We start from the raw sequence: 23,744 nt of genomic DNA on the forward strand, positions 1-23,744 counted from the left end.
CCCGATGGACTTCCCATTGAGGTGTTTGACGGGCTTCGTGCTGGTTCCCTTGTAGATCGCTCTCAACTCTACAAAGATCTCGCTAGCGGCCCATTCTTCGGCTTCAACCGACCAGATGCCAAAGTTTCGCAGGGCGTGATCGACTGGTTCTGGTTCCAAGGTATGCAAGCTGGACACAAGAATGCATTTGACTGCATCAAGGCTTTCTCTGAAACAGACTTCACTGAGGATCTTAAAAAGTTCGATGTGCCAACCCTGATTCTGCATGGCGATGATGACCAGATTGTGCCGATTGGGGCTGCTGCGATCGCCTCATCAAAACTTGTGAAGAATGCAACCCTGAAGGTGTATCCCGGCGCACCTCACGGACTAACCGACACGCACAAAGATCAACTCAACCAAGACCTCCTCGAATTTCTCAAATCCTAATCCAACCAACCAACGCTATCATGTCAAAATTGCTCCACATCCAATCCTCTCCGAAGGGCGATCGCTCCGCCTCCATCGAAGTCGCCACGCATTTCATCGAAACCTATCAAGCCGCAAACAGCAGTGACACGATCGAAACGTTCGATCTCTGGGAAGCCTCCTTGCCCGAGTTCGACAGAGAAATGATCGACGCTAGATACGCCGTCTTACAAGGTCAGTCTTCTACCTCGGAGCAGTCCGCAGCTTGGGATGCGGTGGTGAAGATTACCAATCATTTCAAATCCGCAGACAAGATTCTGCTATCACTGCCGATGTGGAATTTTAGCATTCCTTACAAGCTGAAACACTACATTGATCTCCTTGCCCAACCGGAACTGACATTCAGTTTCACCCCTGAGGAAGGCTACAAGGGTTTAGTCATTGGCAAACCGCTCGCCGCGATCTACGCCCGTGGCGGGGCTTATAGTCTAGGCTCTGGGGCAGAAAGCTACGACCAGCAAAGCGTCTACATCAAGCAGATATTCGCGTTCGTCGGCTTTACCGACATTCGGGAAATATTTGTGGAACCAACTCTCTCTTCCACTAAGGACGAGACTGTAAAGGCTGCGAAACTCGTCGCTGCGAAAATAGCTTCCAAATTCTAATCTTAACCATCGGCAAACATCATGAAAAAACTTGAAGGAAAAATTGCAGTCGTGACGGGCGCATCTAAAGGCATTGGAGCCTCGATCGCCAAACATTTGGCAGCCGAAGGTGCAGCCGTTGTTGTCAACTACGCATCTAGCAAAGAAGGAGCCGATCGCGTGGTTGGTGAGATTGCTAGCGCTGGTGGGAAGGCGATCGCAATACAGGCAAATGTTTCCAAAAAAGCAGAGATCGAACATCTTTTTGCCCAGACGCAGCAGGTCTTTGGTGGACTCGACATCCTCATCAACAACGCTGGTATTTATGAATTTGCCCCACTTGAATACATCACGGAAGAGCACTTCCACAAGCAGTTCGATCTAAATGTGCTGGGATTGATCCTCACCTTGCAGGAAGGAGTAAAGCACTTCGGCTCAGAGGGTGGCAGCATTATCAACATTAGTTCGATCGTTAGCACCCTCGCACCTGCAAATGGCTCGATCTATAGCGCCACTAAAGCGGCTGTTGATGCCATCACAAAGTCGATTGCCAAAGAACTGGGACCACGCAATATCCGCGTCAACTCCATCAATCCTGGCATGGTGGAAACGGAGGGTTTTCACACAGCAGGGATGACTGAGAGCGAAGGTCGCAAACAGACGGAAGAGCAAACCCCACTGGGTCGCATTGGACAGCCACAGGATATTGCAACTGCGGCTGTTTTCCTTGCATCCTCCGATTCAGCCTGGATCACTGGTGAAACGTTATACATCACGGGTGGTCTTAGGTAGTTGGAACGGCATTGAGTTGTTTGTCAATGAAGACGTAGCACAAATATAAATGGATAGATGCGATGGTTTATTTACTTGCTCTGGTTATCAGCATTATTGCGGGTCTGCGTACCATGACTGCACTCGCTGCTATGAGTTGGGCAGCCTATTTGGGTTACATCAATCTTGGTGAGAGCTGGCTCGCTTTTATGGGTTACCGCTTCACACCATGGATTCTCTCCGTACTTGCGCTGGGCGAATTTGTGACAGATCAGTTACCTTTCACGCCTAGCCGCAAAGTACCTATTCAGTTTGGGGCTCGACTTGTCAGTGGAGCACTTTCGGGAGCCATGGTAGGAGTCAATGGCGGCACGCTCTTGGGCGGGTTAGTGGCAGGGCTTGTCGGTGCGGTGATTGGCACGATGGGTGGTGCGGCGGTGCGTTCTCGGCTTGCCAAAGCCTTTGGTCGTGACCTACCAGCGGCGTTGATCGAAGACGCGATCGCCATCATCGGCGCAATTTTAGTGGTGGGGATGTTGCGATGAGTCAGTCCTTTGATGCCCTGATTATTGGTGCCGGTCAGGCAGGTCCACCGCTAGCTGGACGTCTGACTGCGGCAGGAATGAAGGTGGCGCTGATTGAGAGACATCTGTTTGGCGGCACTTGTGTCAATACTGGCTGCACACCAACAAAAACGCTTGTCGCTAGTGCCTATGCCGCTCATCTCGTCCGCCGAGCCGCCGACTATGGTGTGATCATCGCAGGAGCGATCGATGTTGATATGAAGCGAGTTAAGGCGCGTGCTGATGCCGTTGCGGCAAACTCTCGGAATGGGGTCGAGGCTTGGCTTCGCAGTATGGAACGCTTGACGGTGTTTCATGGGCAAGCCCGATTCGAGGACGCAAACACGCTGCAAGTCGGTGACGAACTTCTAACCGCGCCACAAATTTTCATCAATGTTGGTGGTCGGGCGCGGATACCAGAGATGCCTGGTCTACAGGAGATCGATTATCTGACCAATACGTCTATCTTGTCGATGGACAGCCTTCCCCGACATCTAGTAGTGGTGGGAGGTAGCTATATCGGACTGGAGTTCGCCCAGATCTACCGCCGCTTTGGTGCGGCGGTCACCGTGGTTGAGAAAAGCCCGCGCCTCGTTGCCCGCGAGGACGAGGATGTGTCCACCGCAATCCAGCAAATCCTTAAAGCTGAAGGCATACAGATTCGCACGAATGCTGAGTGCATCGCTTTTGCACCCCATTCTGAGGGGGTGTCTGTGCGTGTTGGCTGTGCTGAAGGTGCGCCAGAGGTGATTGGCAGCCATGTTTTGCTCGCGGTCGGACGCAAGCCCAATACCGACGATCTGGGACTCGACCGTGCTGGGGTTGCCACTGATGCCCACGGTTATATCACAGTCGATGATCAGCTCCGCACCAATGTACCTGGTATTTGGGCCTTGGGTGACTGCAATGGACGAGGTGCTTTCACCCATACGGCTTACAACGATTTTGAGATCGTCGCTGCTAACCTGCTTGACGGCGCTGCCAAACGGTTGAGCGATCGCATCCCCGGTTACGCCCTCTATATCGATCCGCCTCTGGGGCGCGTTGGTATGACAGAGGCGCAGGCGCGCACTTCAGGTCGTCCGTTGCTTATGGGTACAAGACCGATGACGCGGGTTGGACGCGCTATCGAGAAGGGTGAGACCGAGGGCTTTATAAAAATCGTGGTCGATGCCGAGACCCAGCGCATTCTCGGTGCTGCAATCCTTGGTACAGGTGGCGATGAGGCAATCCACGGACTGCTCAATATGATGAATACTGACCAGTCCTACACCACACTGCAATGGGCTGTACCAATTCACCCAACCGTGTCTGAGCTTATTCCCACCGTTTTGGGCGAAATGCAGCCACTGCCGTCGCTTGTGACATAACCGCAGTTGATTGCTAAGGTATAGCCAGACACTGAGAAGACAACTGGAATTGACTTTCATAAGTTCAGATGTAATAGCAATAAAGCTGGAGATACATCTATGATTACCATCCGATCAAGTCAAGAGCGTGGAGTTGCCAAAATAGATTGGCTATTCAGTCGCCATACATTCTCCTTTGGAAATTATCACGACCCAAATTTTATGGGGTTTAGTGATCTGAGAGTGATTAATGAAGATCAGGTGCAGCCTGCAAAAGGGTTTGGCACTCACAGACACAGTAATATGGAAATTATTTCCTATGTTCTTGAGGGAGCCTTGCAACACAAAGACAGCATTGGTACAGGGTCGATCATTCGCCCAAGTGATGTACAGCGCATGTCCGCAGGCACGGGCATTAGTCATAGTGAATTTAATGCTTCAGCTACTGACTTTGTTCATTTCCTCCAAATTTGGATTTTGCCATCCATTACTGGGATTGCGCCAAGTTACGAGCAGAAGACTTTTAGTCCAGAGGAAAAACAGGGCAAGCTTCTATTAGTTGGTTCTGCTGATGGTAGAGAAGGTTCCATTACCATTCACCAAGATGTTAACTTCTATGCCTCACTACTTAGCGAAGCAGAAACTGTAAGCCATACCTTAGAGGCAAATCGGGTCGTTTGGTTGCAGGTAGCAAGCGGACAAGTATTAGTTAACGATTATCTGCTCAGTGCAGGTGATGGCGCTGCTATTACCGAAGAGTCTCTGATTACTCTAGAGGGGAACAGCTCCAGTACTGAGGTTCTCATGTTTGAAATGGCAGCTTAAAAATAAGCTTTGGTTATCAAAACAAGGAACTATTTTCGATCTCTACATCTGGCAACTTCTTTCTCATAGGAGCAGTTGGAAATAGCCTTAACTATCAAGCCATAAAAACTATTATTTCTAATCGGAGAGAGAAAGTGGATTCTAATTATTCTGGAGATCTTCTCGATCATCGAAACCATTGGTTAGCTGAACAAATTCGGCAGATGAGTGTTGATACACTTAGCCTTGGCACATACACCTGTAATGCATGTGGAGAAGTTTCAGGTGAATATATTATTGACTACTCAGGTAAAACGTTTCGACTTTCTGATGTTGAGACCTATGCACTTCTTAAGTTTATTCTTGAAGCAGAAATAAACTCCTAAATTGGGATCAAAATGTCATGTATGGCTGAAGACACTCTTCTATTATTGTCTTCCCTGAATTGCGTTACAGAATATGTACACTATAATTGTTCATAATGAAATTGATAGTTTAGAGTGAAATCATGACAACTAATCTAAAATCATTACTTGGAGACGAAGCATCATATCTCTTGGATTATCAGGCAAAAGTTAGTAAGGATTTGTTACATCTCCCCAGCCCAGATTGGATAAACCGCATTTTTGTGAATAGCGATCGCTCTCCTCAAGTTCTTCGTAGTCTCCAGCAACTCTACGGACATGGGAGGTTAGCGAATACAGGTTATCTTTCAATTTTGCCTGTAGATCAAGGAATAGAACATTCGGCGGGTGCTTCCTTTGCGCCAAATCCGATCTACTTTGATCCAGAGAACATTGTGAAATTAGCGATCGCGGCAGGATGTAATGCCGTAGCCACAACCTTAGGCGTATTGGGCATGACCTCTCGGCAGTATGCTCACCAAATTCCTTTTATCGTCAAGCTCAATCATAATGAGTTGCTCACTTATCCCAATCAATTCGATCAAATTATGTTTGCATCGGTAGAACAAGCTTGGAATTTAGGTGCTGTAGCAGTGGGAGCCACAATCTATTTTGGCTCAGAGCAATCTACCCGACAGATTCAAGAAGTTAGTCAGGTCTTCGCTTTGGCACATAAATACGGCATGGCAACTATTTTGTGGTGCTACCTTCGCAATAATGCCTTTAAGCAAGACAAGGACTACCATCTTTCTGCTGACTTAACTGGGCAAGCAAATCACCTTGGCGTAACTATTGAGGCAGATATCATTAAGCAAAAGTTGCCTGAGAACAATGGTGGCTATAACGTAATCGGAGAGATTAGTAGCTACGGTAAAACCGATCAGCGAATCTATTCTGAACTCACTACTGAGCATCCCATTGATTTAACCCGCTATCAAGTTCTGAATTGCTACTGTGGTCGAGCGAGTTTAATCAACTCTGGTGGCGCATCTGGGAAAAATGATTTAGTAGATGCCGTGCGGACTGCGGTAATTAATAAACGAGCAGGTGGTGCTGGCTTAATCTCTGGGCGCAAAACCTTCCAGAAGCCTTTTGAAGAAGGTGTGAGGCTATTTCACGCGATTCAAGATGTCTATCTTTCTGAAGATGTTGCGATCGCTTAAAAGTAAAGACTACGATTAGGCTGATCATATCTACTGGGAAAGAGTTCTATGATTGTTCTCTCTGAAATTGCCATCCAAGACAAGATCTACGAAAGTTCTAATTCTCTGGTATATCGGGGAATTAGAGGCGATGGAAGGGCGATAATCGTAAAAATGCTCAAGCAAGATTATCCCTCTCCCCAAGAACTGATTCGCTACAGGCAGGAATATGAAGTTACCAGTTCCCTCAATCTAGAAGGAGTCGTCAAAGCATACAACCAGCAGAACTATCAACGCACGCTCGTCATTCTTTTAGAAGACTTTGGTGGAGAGTCCCTAGAGCAATGGATACTATCACACCCAGAAACCTTTTGCCCCATGCCATTATCCACTTTTCTCCGTCTTGCTATAGAACTCATAGATATTCTGGGAAAAATCCATGCCGCCCATGTCATTCATAAGGACATTAACCCTGGAAACATTGTCCTCAATCTGGATACTGGCATTGTCAAAATTATTGACTTCGGAATAGCTACTCAATTTAGCCGCACGAATCCGACTTTCAAAAGCCCTCATGTTTTAGAAGGGACAATTGCCTACCTGTCTCCAGAACAAACAGGGCGGATGAACCGATCGCTCGATTACCGCACCGACTTTTACTCACTTGGTGTAACGTTTTACGAGCTTGTCACTGGGCATCTACCGTTTCCCACAGCGGATATGCTGGAGCTAGTCCATTGTCATATTGCTAAGCAGCCTGTTCCGCCTTGTGAGATGAATGCAGTGATCGCCAAACCCATTTCCGATCTCATTCTAAAACTGATGGCAAAGAATGCCGAGGATCGCTATCAGAGTGCTTGGGGTATCAAAGCAGATTTAGAACTTTGCGCACATCAATTAGAGGCAAGCGATCGAATCGATTCCTTTCAAATTGGGTTACATGATGTTTCTAATCAGTTTCAAATTCCCCAGAAACTTTACGGACGAGAGGCAGAGACTGCAACATTATTGGCGGCGTTTGAGAGAGTAGTGGGTGGAGACACGGTGGCATGGGGACGCGGAGGCGGGGAGAATGACAATATCTCTGCGTCTTCTGAAATGATGTTGGTTTCTGGCTATGCAGGCATTGGTAAATCAGCTTTAGTACAGGAACTCTACAAACCCATCACGGTAAAGCAAGGGTACTTTATCTCTGGTAAGTTCGACCAGTTTCAGCGTAATATTCCCTACAGCGCGATCGCGGATGCTCTGCAAAAATTGGTGCGACAATTGCTCAGTGAGCCAGATGAACAGGTGCAACAGTGGCGCTCGCTTCTCCAAACTGCCTTGGGAAGCAACGGACAACTGATCATTGATGTGATTCCCGAAGTAGAATTCATTATTGGCAAGCAGTCACCCGTACCAGAGGTGGGAGCTACAGAAGCACAGAATCGCTTCAATCGCGCCTTCCAGCAGTTCATCCGAGTATTATGCTCAAAAGATCGTCCACTCGCGATCTTTCTTGACGATTTACAGTGGGTAGATTCAGCAACACTCAAATTAATTGAGCTACTCATGCTCGACGAGCAAATCCAATCCCTATTTCTGATTGGAGCCTATCGAGATAATGAAGTAAATCCAACGCAACCATTGGTATTAACGCTGGAGCGATTACGAAAACAAGGAGTAGTGCTTCAGGAAATTGTTCTAGCACCCTTAACATTGGAACCGTTGAGTCAGTTGCTTGCTGAAACGCTATATCAAAATTCAGCCACTGTTTGTCTCTTAGCTGAATTAGTGCTGCGTAAAACCGAAGGCAATCCTTTCTTTATCAATGAATTTTTGAGATTTCTATATAGTGAGAACCTCTTGAGCTTTGATGCAGAACGTCTAAGTTGGCAATGGAATATTGCCCAAATTCAAGCCCAAGATATCACCGATAATGTAGTGGAGCTGATGCTCATCAAGCTAAAGAAGTTGCCAGAGGTGACGCAGCAAATGCTCTGCTTAGCCGCTTGTATTGGGGCTGAATTTAATTTGGAGACGTTAGCAATTGTTTGTGAGCAACCCCTCAAAGGCATTTCCCTGAATTTACTCGTAGCGGCACAAGCTGGATTAATTCAACCCCTGTCAGAAGTAGACGAAAACTTATTAGTACAAGAATATAAGTTTTTGCACGATCACGTGCAGCAAGCTGCCTATGCTTTGATTGATGAGTCGCAGAAACAAGTGGTTCATCTCCAAATTGGTCGCAATCTAATCGAAAAAACTTTGTCAGAGCGATTATCAGAAAGGCTATTTGAAATTGTGGATCAGCTCAATCATGGGGTTGAGCTTGTTACCAATCAAGTAGAACGGGATGAAATTGCCAAGCTGAACCTATTGGCAGGTCAGAAAGCGAGAGGGGCGATTGCCTACACCATAGCTAACAAATATTTAGCTGTAGGGAGAGCATGGCTGACAGTTTCTAGCTGGCAAACAAACTATAACCTGACATTAAACTTACATTTAGAAACTACAGAAATCGCGTATTTGTGTGGCGAATTTGAGCAGGTAGAATCTTGGGCGGCAATCGTTCTACAGGAGGCTAAAACAGTTCTCGATCGTGTCAAAATCTACGATATCAAAATCCAAACATCCATTGCTCAGAATCAGCTACTGGAAGCGATTAATATAGCATTAAACATTTTGCAGCAACTGGGAATCAGTTTTCCCCGATATCCAAGTCAGTCAGATATTCAGTTTGAGATAGATGAGATCGCATCGCTCCTGAGTAAGCGATCAATTGAGGGCTTGATTCATTTACCAGAAATGATCCAGCCAGACAAGCTAGAAGTAATGAGAATCCTATCAAGGATAACAACAGTTACCCAAATTGCGGCTCCCAATTTAATGCTTTTATTTGCATCTAAGCAGGTCAGCTTATCAATTCAGTACGGTAATACGTTTGCATCTCCTGTTGCCTATGCCAACTTTGGGCTAATTCTTTGTGGAATGCTTGGAAATATTGATTTCGGCTACAAGTTTAGTCAACTTGCTCTGAGGCTATTATCCCAACCCAATACCCGAACGTTTAAAGCTCGGACTGTAACTATCGTCAGTAACTTTATCATCATCTGGAAAGATCACGTTAGGGAAGTATTGCAGCCATTCTTAGAAGGCTATCAAAGTGGGCTTGAAACTGGAGATTTAGAATTTGCAGGCTATTGTGCTCATTGTTATTGCTTTCATGCCTATGTCGTTGGAAAAGAACTCGTGGAACTTGAACGTAAGATGACAACGCAGGGTGAAGCAATCCGCCAAATCAAACAGGAAATACCACTTGTCTGGAATCAGATCTATCAACAAACGGTCTTAAATTTGATGGGACGTTCAGATAATCCAATTCGTTTAATTGGAGAAGCCTACAATGAGGAAATTGAGCTATCACAACATAAAGCGGCAAATGATGGATTTGCAATCTTTAATTCGCATCTCAGTAAGCTTTTCCTTTGTTATTTATTCTATGAATATGAGCAGGCAGTCCAAAACTCAGCCGTAGCAGAAAATTATTTACTCCAGATGACAGCTACGTTTTCCAAAGCTCTATACTACTTTTATGAGTCTTTATCAAGACTTGCAACATACCCTGAAAATAATGCTCAAGTACAGTCAGCAATTCTCACCAAAGTCACTGCTCATCAGAAGAAGATGAAACACTGGGCAGATTATGCGCCGATGAATTATTTGCATAAGTATCATTTAGTTGAGGCAGAGAAAGCACGAGTCTTGGGTCAGTTGTTTGATGCGGAGGAGTTCTACGAACAAGCGATTCAAGGGGCTAGAGACAATGAGTATCTTCAAGAAGAAGCGTTAGCTTATGAATTAGCTGCCAAGTTTTATCTAGAACGGGGCAGGTCAAAGTTTGCTCAAACCTATATGAAAGAAGCTCACTACTGCTATGAACGCTGGGGAGCGACTGCGAAGGTTAAAGATCTAGAAACGCGCTATCCACAGTTCTTCCCTCAATCATCAGACACAACTGACACAGCCATTCATACCACTTCTGGAACCACCTCTAATACCTCACCTATCGCTTTTGATTTAGCAACAGTGCTAAAGGCATCTCAGGCGATTTCAAGTGAAATTGAGCTAGATCGGTTGCTTCGTACTTTGATGCGGATCTTAATCGAGAATGCTGGCGCACAAACGGGCTGTTTAATTCTAGAAAATGTAGGGACATGGACAATCGAAGCTTCTTGTGAACTCAATGACGGTGAGCAGGTCTGTGCAGAACAAGTGCTGCAATCGCTTCCAACGACCAATCACCTACCCGAATCGATTATTCAGTATGTGATCCGAACCCATGAAACCGTCCTCTTAAATGATGCGACTCGTGAAGGTCACTTCATCAATGAGCCATACATTCAGCATAACCACACTCAATCCATCTTCTGTTTGCCACTTCTGAATCAAAGTAAGCTTGTAGGCATGTTGTATCTAGAAAATCAATTAGCGACTGGAGCATTTACACCAGAGCGATCGCAAGTTCTACATCTACTATCGACTCAGGCAGCGATCGCGATCGAAAATGCCAAACTCTACTCAAAACTCCGTGCTGGCGAAAGTCGAATGGCTCAATTTCTAGAAGCGGTTCCAGTGGGAATTGGGGTCTTGGATGCAACGGGTCGCCCTTACTATTTCAATCAACGAGGCATTCAGCTACTAGGCAAAGGTGTTGATGCTAGTGTAGCGCCAGATCATCTTGCAGAAATTTATCAAGTTTATCTGGCTGGAACGGATCAAAACTGTTCTCCTGAAGCGATGCCAATCATCCGAGCGTTAAAAGGTGAGTGTGTAAGAACAGATGATTTAGAGATTCACCAAGGCGAGACTATTATTCCCATTGAGGCATGGGGAACGCCAGTCTTTGACGAACATGGGAATGTGGCTTACGCGATCGCAGCCTTTCAAGACATCACAGTGCGTAAAGAAGCTGAGAAATTACTAGCCGAATATAATCAAACATTGGAAATGCAAGTCACCGAAAGAACTTTACGGCTTTCTCAGGAGATTGAACAGCGTCAGCAAGCTGAAAATGCTCTTCGCCTGAGTGAAGAGCAACGTAGGCTGACAATGGACTTCTCCTACATCGGCAGTTGGAATTGGAATATTGTAGAGAATACAGTGGACTGGGATGATAACCACATCCGATTGCTGGGGCTAGTGCCGGGTGAAGTTAAGGGTAGCTATCAGGCATGGCGCGATCGGGTTCATCCAGAAGATATCGGTCGGGTTGAGCAAACGATTGCGGAAGCCCTAGCAACCCGCACCCACTATGAAGCTGAATATCGAGTAATTTACCCGAATGGCAGTATTCATTGGTTAGTTGCCAGAGGTCGAGGCATTTATAATACCAATGGGCATCCTGTGCAAATGTTGGGTGTGATTCTTGATATTAGCGAACAGCGAGACGCTACACTTCGTGAACGCAAACGTGCTGAAGAAGCCTCAATTCTGGAAGAGCGTAACCGCATGGCGCGAGAAATTCACGATACGCTAGCGCAAGTGTTTACTGGTATCCTGCTGCACATTGGAGCAGCGACGGAGCAGATTACAAAGAACCCAGAGAGGGCACAGGCCCATATGCAAACAATCGATGAATTAGCACGCGCTGGACTAGCTGAAGCTCGGCGATCGGTGACTACGCTCCGACCAAAACTGTTAGAGGAGGGAGACTTATATCGGGCCCTCAATCGTCTAACTGCTCAAATGAAATCTTCTACAAATACTCATATCACCTGTGAAATCATCGGTGTCATCTATGCTTTATCGCCCGATGTTGAAAATAACCTATTACGCATTGGACAAGAATCATTAACCAACGCCATTAAATATGCCCACGCTACCGCAATTCACGTTGAATTGGTCTATGAGGAGACGCAGTGTATTTTACGGATTAATGATGACGGGCAGGGATTTGAAGTTGACCAAGTATACCCAACGAAAGGATTTGGTTTATTGGGGATGAGCGAACGGGTCGAACAGATTGGCGGTGAATTAATCATCCGCAGTCAGCTCGATCGCGGTACAGAGATTATTGTAATCGTGAATCGGGAGTAAGTCATGAGCCAAACAGCAGTTATTCGGATTCTGATTGTGGACGATCATGCCATTGTTCAGCAAGGATTAGAAGCGATCATCAATGAAGAAGAAGATATGACTGTGATTGGTCGTGCCAAAGACGGTATTGAAGCAATTCAGTTGTTCCGTCAAGCGCAACCAGACGTGACCTTAATGGATTTACGAATGCCCCAAATGGGAGGAGTGGAAGCCATTACTGCGATTTGTGCTGAATTTAACACAGCTCGCATCATTGTGTTGACGACATACGACGGAGATGAAGATATTTATCGGGGGTTACGAGCAGGTTCAAAGGGTTATCTGCTCAAAGACTGTAAGCCTAACGAACTACGAACTGCTATTCGTACCGTTCACGATGGACAGCAGTATATCCCACCTCACGTTGGCGCTAAATTAGCACAGCGAATGACTAATCCAGAGTTGACCGATCGCGAATTAGAGGTGCTGCGGTTGGTTGCCCAAGGGATGAACAATCTGGAAATCGGTGCTGCCTTAAGTATTACGGAAAGCACTGTCAAATCGAATATCAACCGCATTTTAAGCAAGTTGGGCGCTAAAGATCGCACTCAGGCAACTATTATTGCCTTAAAGCGAGGGATAGCTAGCCTATAAGAATGCTATATGAACTTAAGTTTGCTATAAATTCAATACCTAAGTTCACCTAAATAATCAATCGATTTATTGATTTAAATATAACCCCTGAATTGATGACAGATTTGAGTTAGTCCCCTAAATTAAGGACATCAAAATAATTGTAGGAGTAAGAAAAATATTTTACAGTGCTACTTGCACGATGGACGCTCTTTTCTTTAGAGGTTAAGCATGAGTCACGATATTTCTATTGAAGCATCGGGCGATCGCAACCAGTTAGTTTTACCACCTTCCGAACGAGACTATCGACAAGGATCGCTCAAGGCAAGAGTTGTCCTAGTTGAGTATGGGGATTATCAATGTCCTCAATGTGGAGAACTCCACACCTTAATTAAGACCATTCACGAGCAGCTCAATGTAACATTTCCTGAGGAAAATAATCTCTGTTTTGTGTTTCGACAGTTCCCTCAACCTCAAATCTATCGTCAAGCTCAAAAGGCAGCAGCCGCCGCACTAGCAGCAGGGGTACAGGGTCAGTTTTGGCAGATGCATGACATACTGTTCAACCATCAACAAGCTTTAGGAAACGGCTATTTGGTGGAGTATGCCAATCGTCTAGGACTCAATATTCCCCAATTTCTCCGAGAGATGGCTAGAGATGTGCATGTCGATCGCATCAATCAAGATATTGAAGGTGGCTTACGCAGTGGAGTAACGACTGCCCCTGCGCTGTTTATCAATGGAGATCGGTATACCAGTCACTGGAATATGGAGCAGTTGATGGCAGTTATTACCACTGCAAATCCTTAAATTTTCTGATTCCCAGTCTAAAACAACAGGTCACTAAAGATAGTTCTACGCAGTTTTATCAACTTACCTTTGGCAGCTAAAAATGAAAATCATCTCTGTCAACATCGGACTTCCCCGTGAAGTGATCTGGAAAGGAAGCCCAGTGAGAACTGGAATTTTCAAAGAGCCTATTAGCGAACGGGCGATGGTGCGATCGCTCAATTTAGACGGTGACGGACAAGCCGATCTAACTGTTCATGGTGGATTGGAGAAAGCAGTCTATGTTTATCCGTTTGAGCATTACGATTACTGGCGACGTGAATTACCTGACACAGAGTTGACTCTGGGCAACTTTGGTGAAAATTTCACTACCACTGGGCTGAGAGAAGAGGAATTGAATATTGGCGATCGCTTTCAGATCGGCAATGTCAAACTGATGGTGACGCAGCCGCGCCTGCCCTGCTATAAACTGGGAATTCGATTTGGGCGACCGGATATGGTGAAACGCTTTCTTGCTAGTCGTCGGACAGGATTTTACTTCTCTGTTTTGCAAGAGGGCGAAGTTGGGACTGGAGACACTCTAGAGTTGCTGAGTCGGGATGAGAACAATATTACGGTTGCCGATATCACTCAACTTTTTACCCGCGAGCAGAACAATCCAGCGTTACTTCACCGTGCTGCTCAATTAGAAGCCTTACCCGTAAGTTGGCGCGACTACTTTCAGCAACAGAGCCATCGTTAGGCTTTAAATCACAATAAGTTCATCAGGAGTAATCTCATGACCGCATTTCGTACCGTTTCGATCGATGGTTTAGATATTTTCTACCGCGAAGCTGGTTCTCGCAGCAATCCAACAATTCTGCTATTGCATGGCTTTCCAACCTCCTCTCACATGTTCCGCAATCTGATGCCTGCACTTGCCGATCGCTTCCACCTAGTTGCACCTGATTATCCGGGCTACGGCAACAGTTCGATGCCAAGTATGGATGAATTTGACTACACGTTCGATCACTTGGCTGAGATTATGGAGAAATTCATTGCCGCGATCGATCTCAAGAAATACAGCCTTTACGTGATGGATTATGGTGCGCCTATTGGCTATCGCATTGCGGCTAAATATCCAGAACGAGTTGAGGCGCTGATTGTCCAAAATGGGAATGCCTACGAGGAAGGTTTGCGCGAATTTTGGGTTCCAATCAAGGCTTATTGGCAAGCCCGTTCGCCTGAGAATGCTGACAAGCTTAGATACCTTTTTACATTAGAAGCAACTAAGTGGCAATATACCAATGGCGTTCGCAACCTTGAAGCGATCGCCCCTGATACCTGGAATATAGACCAACCCTTACTTGATCGCTCAGGCAACGATGAGATTCAACTGGCGCTGTTTTATAGCTATGGTACGAATCCACCGTTGTACCCAGAATGGCAGGAGTATTTCCGCAAATATCAGCCACCTACCCTGATTGTTTGGGGTAAGAACGACTACATCTTCCCTGCTGAAGGCGCTTATCCCTACAAGCGCGACCTGAAAGACGTTGAGTTCCATTTACTCGATACTGGACATTTTGCCTTGGAGGAGGAGGGCGATGCGATCGCAAGCCACATCGCTCAATTTCTTACGGCACGGCTGCAACCTATCCCTGCTTCATAATTGCAAAGGCTGTTGGGCGATCGCACCATTACAAATCGAACCGTGAACATGGAGCAAGGAGAAACATGAACATCAACAAAATTGACACCGCGATCGTTGTTATTGATCCACAAAACGATGTCTTAAGTGAAACAGGGGTTTCCTGGGATCTGGTGGGTAATAGTGTCAAGGACAACAAGACCGTCGAGAACATCGAGCGCATCTTCAAAGCCGCGAAGCAGAACGACTTTGAGGTATTCATCTCTCCCCACTATTACTACCCTACCGACTATGCCTGGAAATTTGCTGGAACCGTAGAGCAAATGATGCTTAAGTCCAAGGAGTTTGATCGCAGTGGGGCGTTGAGCCTCGATGGATTCTTGGGTTCGGGTGCTGACTGGCTCGAGCGCTACAAGCCCTTTATTGAGGATGGCAAAACGATCGTGGTCAGTCCTCACAAAGCTTATGGGCCGCAGAGTAATGACCTTGTTTTGCAACTGCGTAAGCGCAACATCAGCAAAGTCATTCTGCTCGGAATGCTGGCAAATATTTGTGTTGAAGCTCACCTGCGCGATCTGATTGAGCAAGGGTTTGAGGTACTCGTCGTCAAAGATGCAACCGCAGCCCCTCAACATCCAGAGTTGGGCGATGGCTACAAGGCGGCACTGATTAACTTTGGCTATCTCGCTAACGCAGTTCTGTCCACGGATGAGGCTGTAGAAGCAATGAAGTAACAATTAACTTGACAGTGCCACTTCAACAGATTATCCACCCTCTAAAAATTCAAGGAGAACTTATGATTACTCAAGCAACCTCCCAAGAAGTAAAAGTTTTAGAGGTCGCAGACGATCCGCGTCCTTCTAGGGAAGTAAAGGAATTTTTGAAATTAGGGCGTGATTCATGACTTCGGACTGCTGAATAGTTTAGCCGAACTTCCAGCCATCCGTTCTCTTTTTGTCTAGGCAGCCACCGAACTGAAGAAACATCTGCGTTAATCCCAATACTTACAAACCTTCCTGACTACAGGAGAGCCAATCATGCCAATTCAAAAGACAAGCAACATCACTAAAGTCGATCACAGTCAGCCCTTGCTACATCAGCATGGAGATGAAATTCAGCAGTACGGCACTTTACGCAATTTGCCAATCGCCCTCAACCCCAGTGCCCGCCGCGAAAGCTGTGCTTTAGTCAATCAAATTTTAGCCGATACCGTCATTCTCTATCACCTTTACAAAAAACATCACTGGTTGATGCGCGGACACACGTTTTATCAACTACATCTGTTGCTTGATAAGCATGCTAGTGAGCAGATTGAGTTGATTGATGCATTGGGAGAACGGGTGCAAACTCTGGGAGGCGTGGCGATCGCTGACCCGCGCCATGTGGCAGAAGTCACTAAAATTCAGCGTCCTCCCAATGGCGTTGAAGACGTACCCGTGATGCTGTCGCGGTTGCTGGAAGCCCACGAGTTGATTATTGAGGAACTGAGAGCGGCGATCGATAAAACCGCAGCGAATCAAGATAGCGGCACGAATGATTTGTTGGTGAGCCAAGCGTTACGAATGAATGAGACACAAGTTTGGTTTCTAGCAGAACATTTGGTGGATACACCGCTGGTACACAGCTAGATTCAATCATTCAGAATCTCTTATCAACAGGAGCAAACTTATGACACAATCTTTCTGGCTTTTTGGCAATCGTCTTACCATCGTTGCTGATCACACTACAACTGGTGGTCAGTACGACCTAATCGAGGGCTACATCCCTTCGGGTACACTAACACCCCTCCATCGCCACATGCTCTATTCCGAACAACTCTACGTGCTGGAAGGGGATCTCACGGTCTGGGCGGGTAAGAACAAGGTGGTGCTAACCCCTGGCGAAAGCTTTCTAATTTCTCCTGGCATCCCTCACGTCGTTGGCGTGTTGAGCGATAAACCAGCGCGTGCATTAGTCGTTGCTGCACCCAGCAGTTTTGCTCGGTTGATTGCAGAAACTGGGACACTAGACGAGCAAGAAGCAACTGACATGGCTTTATTTGAACGCATTTCTGCTGAGATTGGCGACGAATTTCTGGGTCCACCTGGAACGCTACCGTCTACATGATGCTACGAGAATGTAGCAATCCTCCCGAAACAATGAATAGAACCAGCGCAGGAGATTTTTATGACTGACTATGATTACATTGCGATCGGTGCAGGTTCAGCAGGCTGCGTCGTTGCCAACCGTCTGACTGAAGACAGCAATACAACGGTGTTACTCCTCGAAGCAGGCAAACCAGACACGAAACCAGAGATTCAAATTCCGTCAGAATGCTTGAGCTTATTAGGCTCCGAAGTAGACTGGGCATATTTCTCTGAACCCGAACCCTACCTCAACGATCGCAAAATCTTTTGTCCCCGCGGCAAAGTCTTGGGCGGTAGCAGTTCGATTAATTTCATGATTTACATGCGAGGTAATCCTCACGATTATGACCACTGGCAGTCATTGGGGAATCCCGGTTGGAGTTACCAAGATGTTTTGCCATACTTCAAGAAATCGGAACACTCCTCACGAGGCGCATCCGAATTTCACGGGGGTGATGGAGAGTTGAGCGTCACCGATCTGATTGCACCTGCTGTGGTATCGCAACGCTTTGTAGATGCAGCGGTGGCACTAGGATATGACCACAATCCTGATGTCAATGGGATGCAGCAGGAAGGGGTAGGACTCTATCAGTTGACCATTGAGGATGGTAAGCGCCACAGTGCCGCCGCTGCCTTCCTGCTGCCCATTCTCGATCGTCCCAATTTAACTGTAACGACAGGAGCATTGGTAACTCGCTTGTTGTTTGAGGGTACTTGTACCGTTGGGGTAGAGTACTTGCACGAAGGCACGCTGCACCAGGTTAGGGTCAATCGGGAAGTGATTTTAAGTGCTGGCGCGTTCGATTCGCCCAAGCTGCTGATGCTTTCCGGCATTGGAGATGCAGAACACCTAAAAGCCTTGGGAATTCCCGTAGTGGCTGATTTGCCGGGTGTTGGTCAAAACCTCCAAGACCACCCTGTCGTGTCCGTGGCACACGAGGCAACTCAGGATTTGCACAAGGCAAGCACCAGTAGTATCGCTGAAGCTGGCTTGTTTTTGCATACCGAGGGAAATCTGGATGCTGCGCCAGATTTACAGTTTCTCTTCGGTCCCGTTGTGTTGGTACCGCCTGGTTATGCCCACTCTGGTTTAGGATTCACAAGTTTTGTCTGTTTGACTCATCCCCAAAACATTGGCAGTGTCAGTTTGCGTTCCCCCGACCCCAAAGACGCATCGATGATTCAAATGAACTATCTCCAAAGTGAATCTGATGTGCAAAAGCTAGTGGCAGGGATTAAATTACTCCGCAACTTGTTCGGTACAAGTGCCTTTGATGAGTTTCGCGGTGAAGAAATTGCTCCGGGTGCCGATAAGCAGAGTGATGCGGCACTTGTTACTTACGTCCGAGAAGCTTGCGATACGGTGTATCACCCAGTTGGCACTTGCAAAATGGGCACTGACCCGATGGCAGTTGTAGATCCCGAACTGCGGGTGCATGGAGTTGAGGGTTTGCGTGTCGTGGATGCGTCCATCATGCCAACCATCACCACAGGCAATACAAACGCGCCAACCATAATGATTGGTGAAAAGGCGGCAGATTTCATTAAAGCCAGTCGCGATCGACAAACACTTCACTCTAAATACAACTTCAACGCACTAATTGCGAAGCAGAACATTGCAAGGAGAAGCGCTTGAACAAATCCATCACCATGGAGATAGATGCCGGAAGTTCTCAGGTCTACATTGTACTTCCGGATGTCCTATCAGCACCAATCATCACCTAGGAAATCTTTGGTGTCAATTTCACAGCCCAACAATATAAACAAACATATAGGAGATCGCAACATGAACATGCTCACCCGCAGAAACGGTATCCATCTACTTTTGATTACCGCACTTTCTCTAGGATTCATCCTCGTTACTTCATTAGGAGCCATTATGAACACTGCCAGCGCACAAGATAACAAGCCCACCATCGTTCTCGTCCACGGCGCGTTCGCCGAGTCTTCTAGTTGGAACGGTGTCTTGACTAAGTTGATTACAAAAGGGTATCCAGTGGTCGCCGCCGCCAATCCCCTGCGCGGTGTCAAGAGTGACGCGGATTATGTCTCCAGCATCCTTAACGGCATTGAAGGACCCATCGTGTTGGTCGGGCATTCCTACGGAGGCTCAGTAATCACCAATGCTGTTAATGACAACAAGAACGTGAAGGCTCTGGTCTACGTTGCTGCCTTCGCTCCTGAGTCGGGCGAGACTGCCGTCGAACTATCAGGTCGTTACCCAGGAAGTACACTCGGACCGACGCTTGCGCCACCAGTTGCACTGCCCGACAGCGGCAATGACCTCTACATTCAGCAGTCCAAGTTCCACGCGCAGTTTGCTGCGGATGTGTCCATCGCAGAGGCAAAGCTGATGGCTGGTACTCAGCGACCAATCACGGAAGCTGCACTTAATGAGGCATCTGGTACGCCTGCATGGAAGTCTACTCCGTCTTGGTTCATCTATGGCGATCGCGACTTGAATATTCCAGCGGCGGTACACGCTTTCATGGCGAAGCGAGCCAACTCAAAGGAGACGATCGCCGTGAAGGGTGCATCTCATGTGGTGATGATTTCCCATCCAGAGTCCGTTGCTACGCTCATCGAACACGCCGCGATCGCGAAATAGAGAAGAACGCCAATCGCCTCTGGAAAAATCGTTGAGCCTGCTTCTCTAACAAGCATGTTTTTGAATTGAAGAACCAGCCACCCACGCTAGTGGTGTGGGGCAAAAACGACCAGGGCTTTATCGTAGAAGGAGCCAATGCCTACAAACGCGACTTGCAGAACCTTGAATTTCATCTCCTTGATACTGGACACTTTGCGTTGGAAGAAGATGGGACTGCGATCGCAAACTACATTCGTCAATTTCTCGCGTCACGGCTGCAACCCATTCCGACCTAATCAATTTTGATTTCCAATCCTCGTTAATTTGTTCAACAGGACACTATGACAAGTCAAACTGTAACCATTCCAGCCTTATCCAAAGGCAGTTTTAGCGCCTATCTCGCAGCACCCAGCACTCAGCCTCGTGCAGGAATTGTGCTGATTCAAGAAGTGCTTGGAGTTAATAAAAATATGCGGCAGACTGCCGATGATTTTGCTAAGGCAGGCTATTTGGCGATTGTGCCAGATTTGTATTGGCGACTGGAACCCAATGTGCAACTCGATCCTGAAGAGGAGGATCAGTGGGCTAGAGCCTTTAAGCTACTCCAAGCGTTTGATTTGGATAGCGGCGTAGAAGACCTGAAGGCAACCCTGTCTTTTCTGCGGCAGTATCCCAGTAGCACAGGCAAGGTCGGCAAGGTCGGCAGTGTGGGCTTTTGTTTGGGCGGCAAACTTGCCTATTTCATGGCAACCCGTAGCGATGCAGATGCCAACGTCAGTTACTACGGCGTTGAGATTGACAAGAATTTAGCAGAGGCAACGAAGATTCAGAAACCGCTGATCTTGCATATCAGTGCAAATGACGAATATGTGTCGCCAAGCGCTCAAACAACCATTCAGCAAGGACTAAAAGACAACCCTTTTGTAACAATCTATCGCTATGAAGGAGTGAATCACGGGTTTGGTCGCGTGGGCAGCTCCGCTTATCGCAAAGAAGCCGCAGAATTAGCTAGCGATCGCACGTTGGCGTTTTTGAGACAGCATTTAGGGTAGCGGAACTTAAATACGATTTGACGTACAGACAGCTATCAATTTCAAAAAGTAAGAGGTACAAGATGACAAAGGTCTTAATTGTTTACGCAACAGATTACGGCAATACCAAGAAGATGGCAGAAGCAGTAGCTTCTGGTGTGACATCCGTTCCAGGTGCTGAAGCGGAACTCAAGTTTGCAGAGGATGTTACTGAAGATGATGTAGTCGCCAGTAATGCTGTCATTGTTGGTTCTCCTGTCCATATGGGAAGTCCAGATTGGCGCGTGAAAAAATTTATCGATCAGGTTTGTGGACCTCTTTGGGTTAAAGATAGCCTAATTGGGAAGGTGGGTGCTGTCTTTTCGACAGGCGGCGGTTACGGTAATGCAGGTGGTGGCGTGGAGCTAACTATGCTGGTGCTATTAAATAACTTTGCCGAACTGGGAATGGTAATAGTACCTTTACCCAAAATCACCCCAGGATATCCGCTTGGCGGTCTGCAATGGGGCCCCTATGGGCGCTCAGCGGGAGAACATATGGAGCAGACAGGCGTTACTGAACCAATGCTGGAAGCTGCCAAGCATCATGGTGCGAATGTAGCACGAGTAGCTGCTGCCTTAGCAGGCAAAGAATTGTTCGCCAAGTAAAAAACTCAGGACTTAAATCAACCCCCAGAATCACTCCCTCTCAATACATAAGTTCTACGCTCAATAACCACAGGAATGATCATCATGAACAAACTAGAAGGAAAAGTCGCTCTCGTTACAGGCGGCACTAGCGGCATCGGTCTTGCCACAGCCCAGCGTTTCGTTGCCGAAGGCGCGTATGTCTTTATCACAGGTCGCCGCCAAACTGAACTGGATGCTGCTGTGAAAGCGATCGGTAAAAATGTTATTGGTGTTCAGAGCGATGTCTCCAATCTGGCAGACCTCGATCGCCTTTTTGCCACAATCGAGCAAGAGCAGGGACACCTCGATGTGGTCTTCGCCAATGCTGGCGGTGGCGAAATCGCTCCCCTCGGATCGATCACCGAAGAACACTTTGACAAAACGTTCAACACGAACGTCAAAGGTCTGCTGTTCACCGTCCAGAAGGCAATACCACTGTTGCCAGAAGGCGCTTCCATCATCCTGAACGCCTCAACTGCTTCTACTGTGGGTACGCCAGCCTTCAGCGTTTACAGTGCAACCAAAGCCTCCGTGCGATCGTTTGCCCGAAATTGGACACTCGACCTCAAAGAGCGGCACATCAGGGTTAACGCTATTAGTCCTGGCGTGGTTCCTACTCCTGCCTACAATCTTCTTGGATTGAGTGATGAGCAGGTGCAGGAATTTGTAGACAGCCAAGCCAACACTATCCCACTGGGAAGAGTCGGTACGCCCGATGAGATTGCCAAAGCCGTTATCTTTCTCGCTTCAGACGACAGCAGCTTTGTGAACGGCATCGAGCTATTTGTCGATGGCGGTATGGCACAGATTTGAAGCGAAACAAACTAGTTCATATAAACATAGATTGCACAAACAAAAGGAGATTCCCCATGTCTTACATTACAGTTGGCAAAGAAAATTCTGGCAATATCGATATCTATTATAAAGACTGGGGCGCAGGACAGCCAGTTATCTTCAGTCACGGCTGGCCCCTAAATTCTGATAGTTGGGAAGCTCAGATGCTCTTTTTGGCAGATCACGGATTTCGCTGCATTGCTCATGATCGTCGTGGACATGGGAGATCGAGCCAGCCTTGGAAYGGWAACGAAATGGACACCTATGCCGACGATCTCGCGATGCTAATTGAAACCCTCGACCTGAATGGTGCAACCCTGATTGGCTTYTCCACAGGTGGCGGTGAGGTTGCCCGCTATATCGGTCGCCATGGCACGGCACGACTCGCCAAAGCCGCATTGATTTCCGCCGTACCGCCGCTAATGCTGAAGACARARAATAATCCCGATGGACTTCCCATTGAGGTGTTTGACAGGCTTCGTGCTGGTTCCCTTGTAGATCGCTCGCAACTCTACAAAGATCTCGCTAATGGGCCATTCTTCGGCTTTAACCGACCAGATGTCAAAGTCTCGCAGGGCATGATTGACTGGTTCTGGTTTCAGGGTATGCAAGCTGGACACAAGAATGCATTTGACTGCATCAAGGCATTCTCTGAAACGGACTTCACTGAAGATCTCAAAAAGTTCGATGTGCCAACCCTGATTCTGCATGGCAATGATGACCAGATCGTGCCAATTAGGGCTGCTGCGATCGCCGCCGCAAAGTTGGTGAAGAATGCCACCTTGAAGATCTATCCAGGTGCGCCCCACGGACTAACCGACACGCATAAAGATCAACTCAACGCCGACCTCCTGTCATTTCTCAAGAACTGATGGTGGATACTCATGTGAGCCATCAAACCAGAGGTATGACCCAGTGCAGGCAATAGTAGGGATAGATGCAGGTACCGTGTAAAAACCTGCAAAACAGGTCACAAACGCGCATTCTACCGTTAATTTTTTAACGCGAAAGGCAAAAAGCATATTTTTGAAATCCTCTCTGTGCATAGCTTTGATGGCTATCTTGCAGGTTTTTACCCGTATCATGTATTTACCCCAACTTGTTCTTGACAAATTTCTGCTAAAGCATTTGAATTTGCCTCTTCTGTCGCAAGTTAGTCATACCCAAGAAGTTTTCTTAGAATTAGTTAGATTTCATTCTTTATGAAAATAGCGATCGCCTCAAAAGTTAATTCTCTACCTACTCGTATAACTTTGCTGGTTGCTAGTATGTTAACGATTATGGCAAGTGCCACGATCGCA

Annotated in this window: 22 protein-coding genes and 1 pseudogene; all 23 read left to right on the forward strand. The window is 47.0% G+C overall.

Annotation, left to right across the window (positions count from 1 at the left end):
- The coding region (locus B9G53_RS24255) for an alpha/beta fold hydrolase (RefSeq protein WP_141211885.1) at window positions 1–429 on the forward strand (429 nt) is incomplete at its 5' end.
- Window positions 430–449: 20 nt separating this feature from the next.
- On the forward strand, window positions 450–1,073 hold the full coding sequence (locus B9G53_RS24260) for an FMN-dependent NADH-azoreductase (protein WP_094536008.1): 624 nt from the start codon (window positions 450–452) through the stop codon (window positions 1,071–1,073).
- A gap of 21 nt (window positions 1,074–1,094) precedes the next feature.
- On the forward strand, window positions 1,095–1,844 hold the full coding sequence (locus B9G53_RS24265; RefSeq protein ID WP_094536009.1) for an SDR family NAD(P)-dependent oxidoreductase: 750 nt from the start codon (window positions 1,095–1,097) through the stop codon (window positions 1,842–1,844).
- A 62-nt stretch (window positions 1,845–1,906) separates the two neighbouring features.
- Window positions 1,907–2,368 (forward strand): DUF4126 family protein, encoded by a 462-nt coding sequence (locus B9G53_RS24270; protein WP_094536010.1) that lies wholly within the window; start codon window positions 1,907–1,909, stop codon window positions 2,366–2,368.
- Window positions 2,365–3,756, forward strand: coding sequence for an FAD-containing oxidoreductase (locus B9G53_RS24275; protein ID WP_094536011.1), 1,392 nt, complete (start codon window positions 2,365–2,367; stop codon window positions 3,754–3,756). The genes B9G53_RS24270 and B9G53_RS24275 overlap by 4 nt, the downstream gene beginning before the upstream one ends.
- Window positions 3,757–3,855: 99 nt before the next feature.
- A complete protein-coding gene (locus B9G53_RS24280) occupies window positions 3,856–4,560 on the forward strand; it encodes a pirin family protein (protein WP_094536012.1) in 705 nt (234 codons plus the stop codon).
- A 134-nt stretch (window positions 4,561–4,694) separates the two neighbouring features.
- Window positions 4,695–4,925 carry a hypothetical protein gene (locus tag B9G53_RS24285; RefSeq protein ID WP_094536013.1) on the forward strand — a complete coding sequence of 77 codons (231 nt, stop codon included), beginning with the start codon at window positions 4,695–4,697 and terminating at the stop codon, window positions 4,923–4,925.
- A 122-nt stretch (window positions 4,926–5,047) separates the two neighbouring features.
- On the forward strand, window positions 5,048–6,106 hold the full coding sequence (locus tag B9G53_RS24290) for a class I fructose-bisphosphate aldolase (RefSeq protein ID WP_094536014.1): 1,059 nt from the start codon (window positions 5,048–5,050) through the stop codon (window positions 6,104–6,106).
- 48 nt (window positions 6,107–6,154) lie between these two features.
- Window positions 6,155–12,166, forward strand: a complete 6,012-nt coding sequence (locus tag B9G53_RS24295) for an AAA family ATPase (protein ID WP_094536015.1) — start codon at window positions 6,155–6,157, stop codon at window positions 12,164–12,166.
- Between the two features lie 3 nt (window positions 12,167–12,169).
- Complete coding sequence (locus tag B9G53_RS24300; RefSeq protein ID WP_094536016.1) at window positions 12,170–12,799, forward strand: response regulator transcription factor; 630 nt, start codon at window positions 12,170–12,172, stop codon at window positions 12,797–12,799.
- 210 nt (window positions 12,800–13,009) lie between these two features.
- The gene (locus B9G53_RS24305) at window positions 13,010–13,588 is read left to right on the forward strand and encodes a DsbA family protein (RefSeq protein WP_094536017.1); all 579 of its coding nucleotides are present in this window, start codon (window positions 13,010–13,012) and stop codon (window positions 13,586–13,588) included.
- Between the two features lie 82 nt (window positions 13,589–13,670).
- Entirely contained in the window at window positions 13,671–14,309 is a 639-nt protein-coding gene (locus tag B9G53_RS24310; protein ID WP_094536018.1) for an MOSC domain-containing protein, read from the forward strand.
- Window positions 14,310–14,345: 36 nt separating this feature from the next.
- The gene (locus tag B9G53_RS24315; RefSeq protein WP_094536019.1) at window positions 14,346–15,218 is read left to right on the forward strand and encodes an alpha/beta fold hydrolase; all 873 of its coding nucleotides are present in this window, start codon (window positions 14,346–14,348) and stop codon (window positions 15,216–15,218) included.
- A 65-nt stretch (window positions 15,219–15,283) separates the two neighbouring features.
- Window positions 15,284–15,931: a cysteine hydrolase gene (locus B9G53_RS24320; RefSeq protein WP_094536020.1), complete on the forward strand. Its 648-nt coding sequence runs from the start codon at window positions 15,284–15,286 to the stop codon at window positions 15,929–15,931.
- Window positions 15,932–16,234: 303 nt separating this feature from the next.
- Window positions 16,235–16,825, forward strand: coding sequence for a Dps family protein (locus B9G53_RS24325; protein ID WP_094536021.1), 591 nt, complete (start codon window positions 16,235–16,237; stop codon window positions 16,823–16,825).
- Between the two features lie 40 nt (window positions 16,826–16,865).
- Window positions 16,866–17,303 (forward strand): cupin domain-containing protein, encoded by a 438-nt coding sequence (locus B9G53_RS24330; RefSeq protein ID WP_094536022.1) that lies wholly within the window; start codon window positions 16,866–16,868, stop codon window positions 17,301–17,303.
- A gap of 60 nt (window positions 17,304–17,363) precedes the next feature.
- Window positions 17,364–18,959 (forward strand): GMC family oxidoreductase, encoded by a 1,596-nt coding sequence (locus B9G53_RS24335; RefSeq protein WP_094536023.1) that lies wholly within the window; start codon window positions 17,364–17,366, stop codon window positions 18,957–18,959.
- Window positions 18,960–19,202: 243 nt separating this feature from the next.
- A complete protein-coding gene (locus tag B9G53_RS24340; protein ID WP_369683021.1) occupies window positions 19,203–19,931 on the forward strand; it encodes an alpha/beta fold hydrolase in 729 nt (242 codons plus the stop codon).
- A 68-nt stretch (window positions 19,932–19,999) separates the two neighbouring features.
- Window positions 20,000–20,206 (forward strand): annotated as a pseudogene (locus tag B9G53_RS29200) (alpha/beta fold hydrolase); the annotation flags it as partial.
- A gap of 45 nt (window positions 20,207–20,251) precedes the next feature.
- Window positions 20,252–20,962: a dienelactone hydrolase family protein gene (locus B9G53_RS24350; RefSeq protein ID WP_094536025.1), complete on the forward strand. Its 711-nt coding sequence runs from the start codon at window positions 20,252–20,254 to the stop codon at window positions 20,960–20,962.
- Window positions 20,963–21,024: 62 nt separating this feature from the next.
- Window positions 21,025–21,588, forward strand: coding sequence for a flavodoxin domain-containing protein (locus B9G53_RS24355; protein WP_094536026.1), 564 nt, complete (start codon window positions 21,025–21,027; stop codon window positions 21,586–21,588).
- A gap of 84 nt (window positions 21,589–21,672) precedes the next feature.
- Window positions 21,673–22,422 carry a glucose 1-dehydrogenase gene (locus B9G53_RS24360; protein WP_094536027.1) on the forward strand — a complete coding sequence of 250 codons (750 nt, stop codon included), beginning with the start codon at window positions 21,673–21,675 and terminating at the stop codon, window positions 22,420–22,422.
- 56 nt (window positions 22,423–22,478) lie between these two features.
- Window positions 22,479–23,315: an alpha/beta fold hydrolase gene (locus B9G53_RS24365; RefSeq protein ID WP_094536028.1), complete on the forward strand. Its 837-nt coding sequence runs from the start codon at window positions 22,479–22,481 to the stop codon at window positions 23,313–23,315.
- Window positions 23,316–23,744: the final 429 nt, after the last annotated feature.

It is taken from the genome of Pseudanabaena sp. SR411 (assembly GCF_002251945.1).
Classification (GTDB): domain Bacteria; phylum Cyanobacteriota; class Cyanobacteriia; order Pseudanabaenales; family Pseudanabaenaceae; genus Pseudanabaena.

Bases quoted from the DNA above. Each gene is read 5' to 3' on its own strand.
- B9G53_RS24265 (WP_094536009.1), top strand. From the start codon at position 1,095: ATGAAAAAACTTGAAGGAAAAATTGCAGTCGTGACGGGCGCATCTAAA.
- B9G53_RS24360 (WP_094536027.1), top strand. From the start codon at position 21,673: ATGAACAAACTAGAAGGAAAAGTCGCTCTCGTTACAGGCGGCACTAGC.
- B9G53_RS24260 (WP_094536008.1), top strand. From the start codon at position 450: ATGTCAAAATTGCTCCACATCCAATCCTCTCCGAAGGGCGATCGCTCC.
- B9G53_RS24320 (WP_094536020.1), top strand. From the start codon at position 15,284: ATGAACATCAACAAAATTGACACCGCGATCGTTGTTATTGATCCACAA.
- B9G53_RS24270 (WP_094536010.1), top strand. From the start codon at position 1,907: ATGGTTTATTTACTTGCTCTGGTTATCAGCATTATTGCGGGTCTGCGT.
- B9G53_RS24355 (WP_094536026.1), top strand. From the start codon at position 21,025: ATGACAAAGGTCTTAATTGTTTACGCAACAGATTACGGCAATACCAAG.
- B9G53_RS24290 (WP_094536014.1), top strand. From the start codon at position 5,048: ATGACAACTAATCTAAAATCATTACTTGGAGACGAAGCATCATATCTC.
- B9G53_RS24325 (WP_094536021.1), top strand. From the start codon at position 16,235: ATGCCAATTCAAAAGACAAGCAACATCACTAAAGTCGATCACAGTCAG.
- B9G53_RS24280 (WP_094536012.1), top strand. From the start codon at position 3,856: ATGATTACCATCCGATCAAGTCAAGAGCGTGGAGTTGCCAAAATAGAT.
- B9G53_RS24305 (WP_094536017.1), top strand. From the start codon at position 13,010: ATGAGTCACGATATTTCTATTGAAGCATCGGGCGATCGCAACCAGTTA.
- B9G53_RS24330 (WP_094536022.1), top strand. From the start codon at position 16,866: ATGACACAATCTTTCTGGCTTTTTGGCAATCGTCTTACCATCGTTGCT.
- B9G53_RS24335 (WP_094536023.1), top strand. From the start codon at position 17,364: ATGACTGACTATGATTACATTGCGATCGGTGCAGGTTCAGCAGGCTGC.
- B9G53_RS24295 (WP_094536015.1), top strand. From the start codon at position 6,155: ATGATTGTTCTCTCTGAAATTGCCATCCAAGACAAGATCTACGAAAGT.
- B9G53_RS24340 (WP_369683021.1), top strand. From the start codon at position 19,203: ATGAACACTGCCAGCGCACAAGATAACAAGCCCACCATCGTTCTCGTC.
- B9G53_RS24300 (WP_094536016.1), top strand. From the start codon at position 12,170: ATGAGCCAAACAGCAGTTATTCGGATTCTGATTGTGGACGATCATGCC.
- B9G53_RS24315 (WP_094536019.1), top strand. From the start codon at position 14,346: ATGACCGCATTTCGTACCGTTTCGATCGATGGTTTAGATATTTTCTAC.
- B9G53_RS24310 (WP_094536018.1), top strand. From the start codon at position 13,671: ATGAAAATCATCTCTGTCAACATCGGACTTCCCCGTGAAGTGATCTGG.
- B9G53_RS24350 (WP_094536025.1), top strand. From the start codon at position 20,252: ATGACAAGTCAAACTGTAACCATTCCAGCCTTATCCAAAGGCAGTTTT.
- B9G53_RS24275 (WP_094536011.1), top strand. From the start codon at position 2,365: ATGAGTCAGTCCTTTGATGCCCTGATTATTGGTGCCGGTCAGGCAGGT.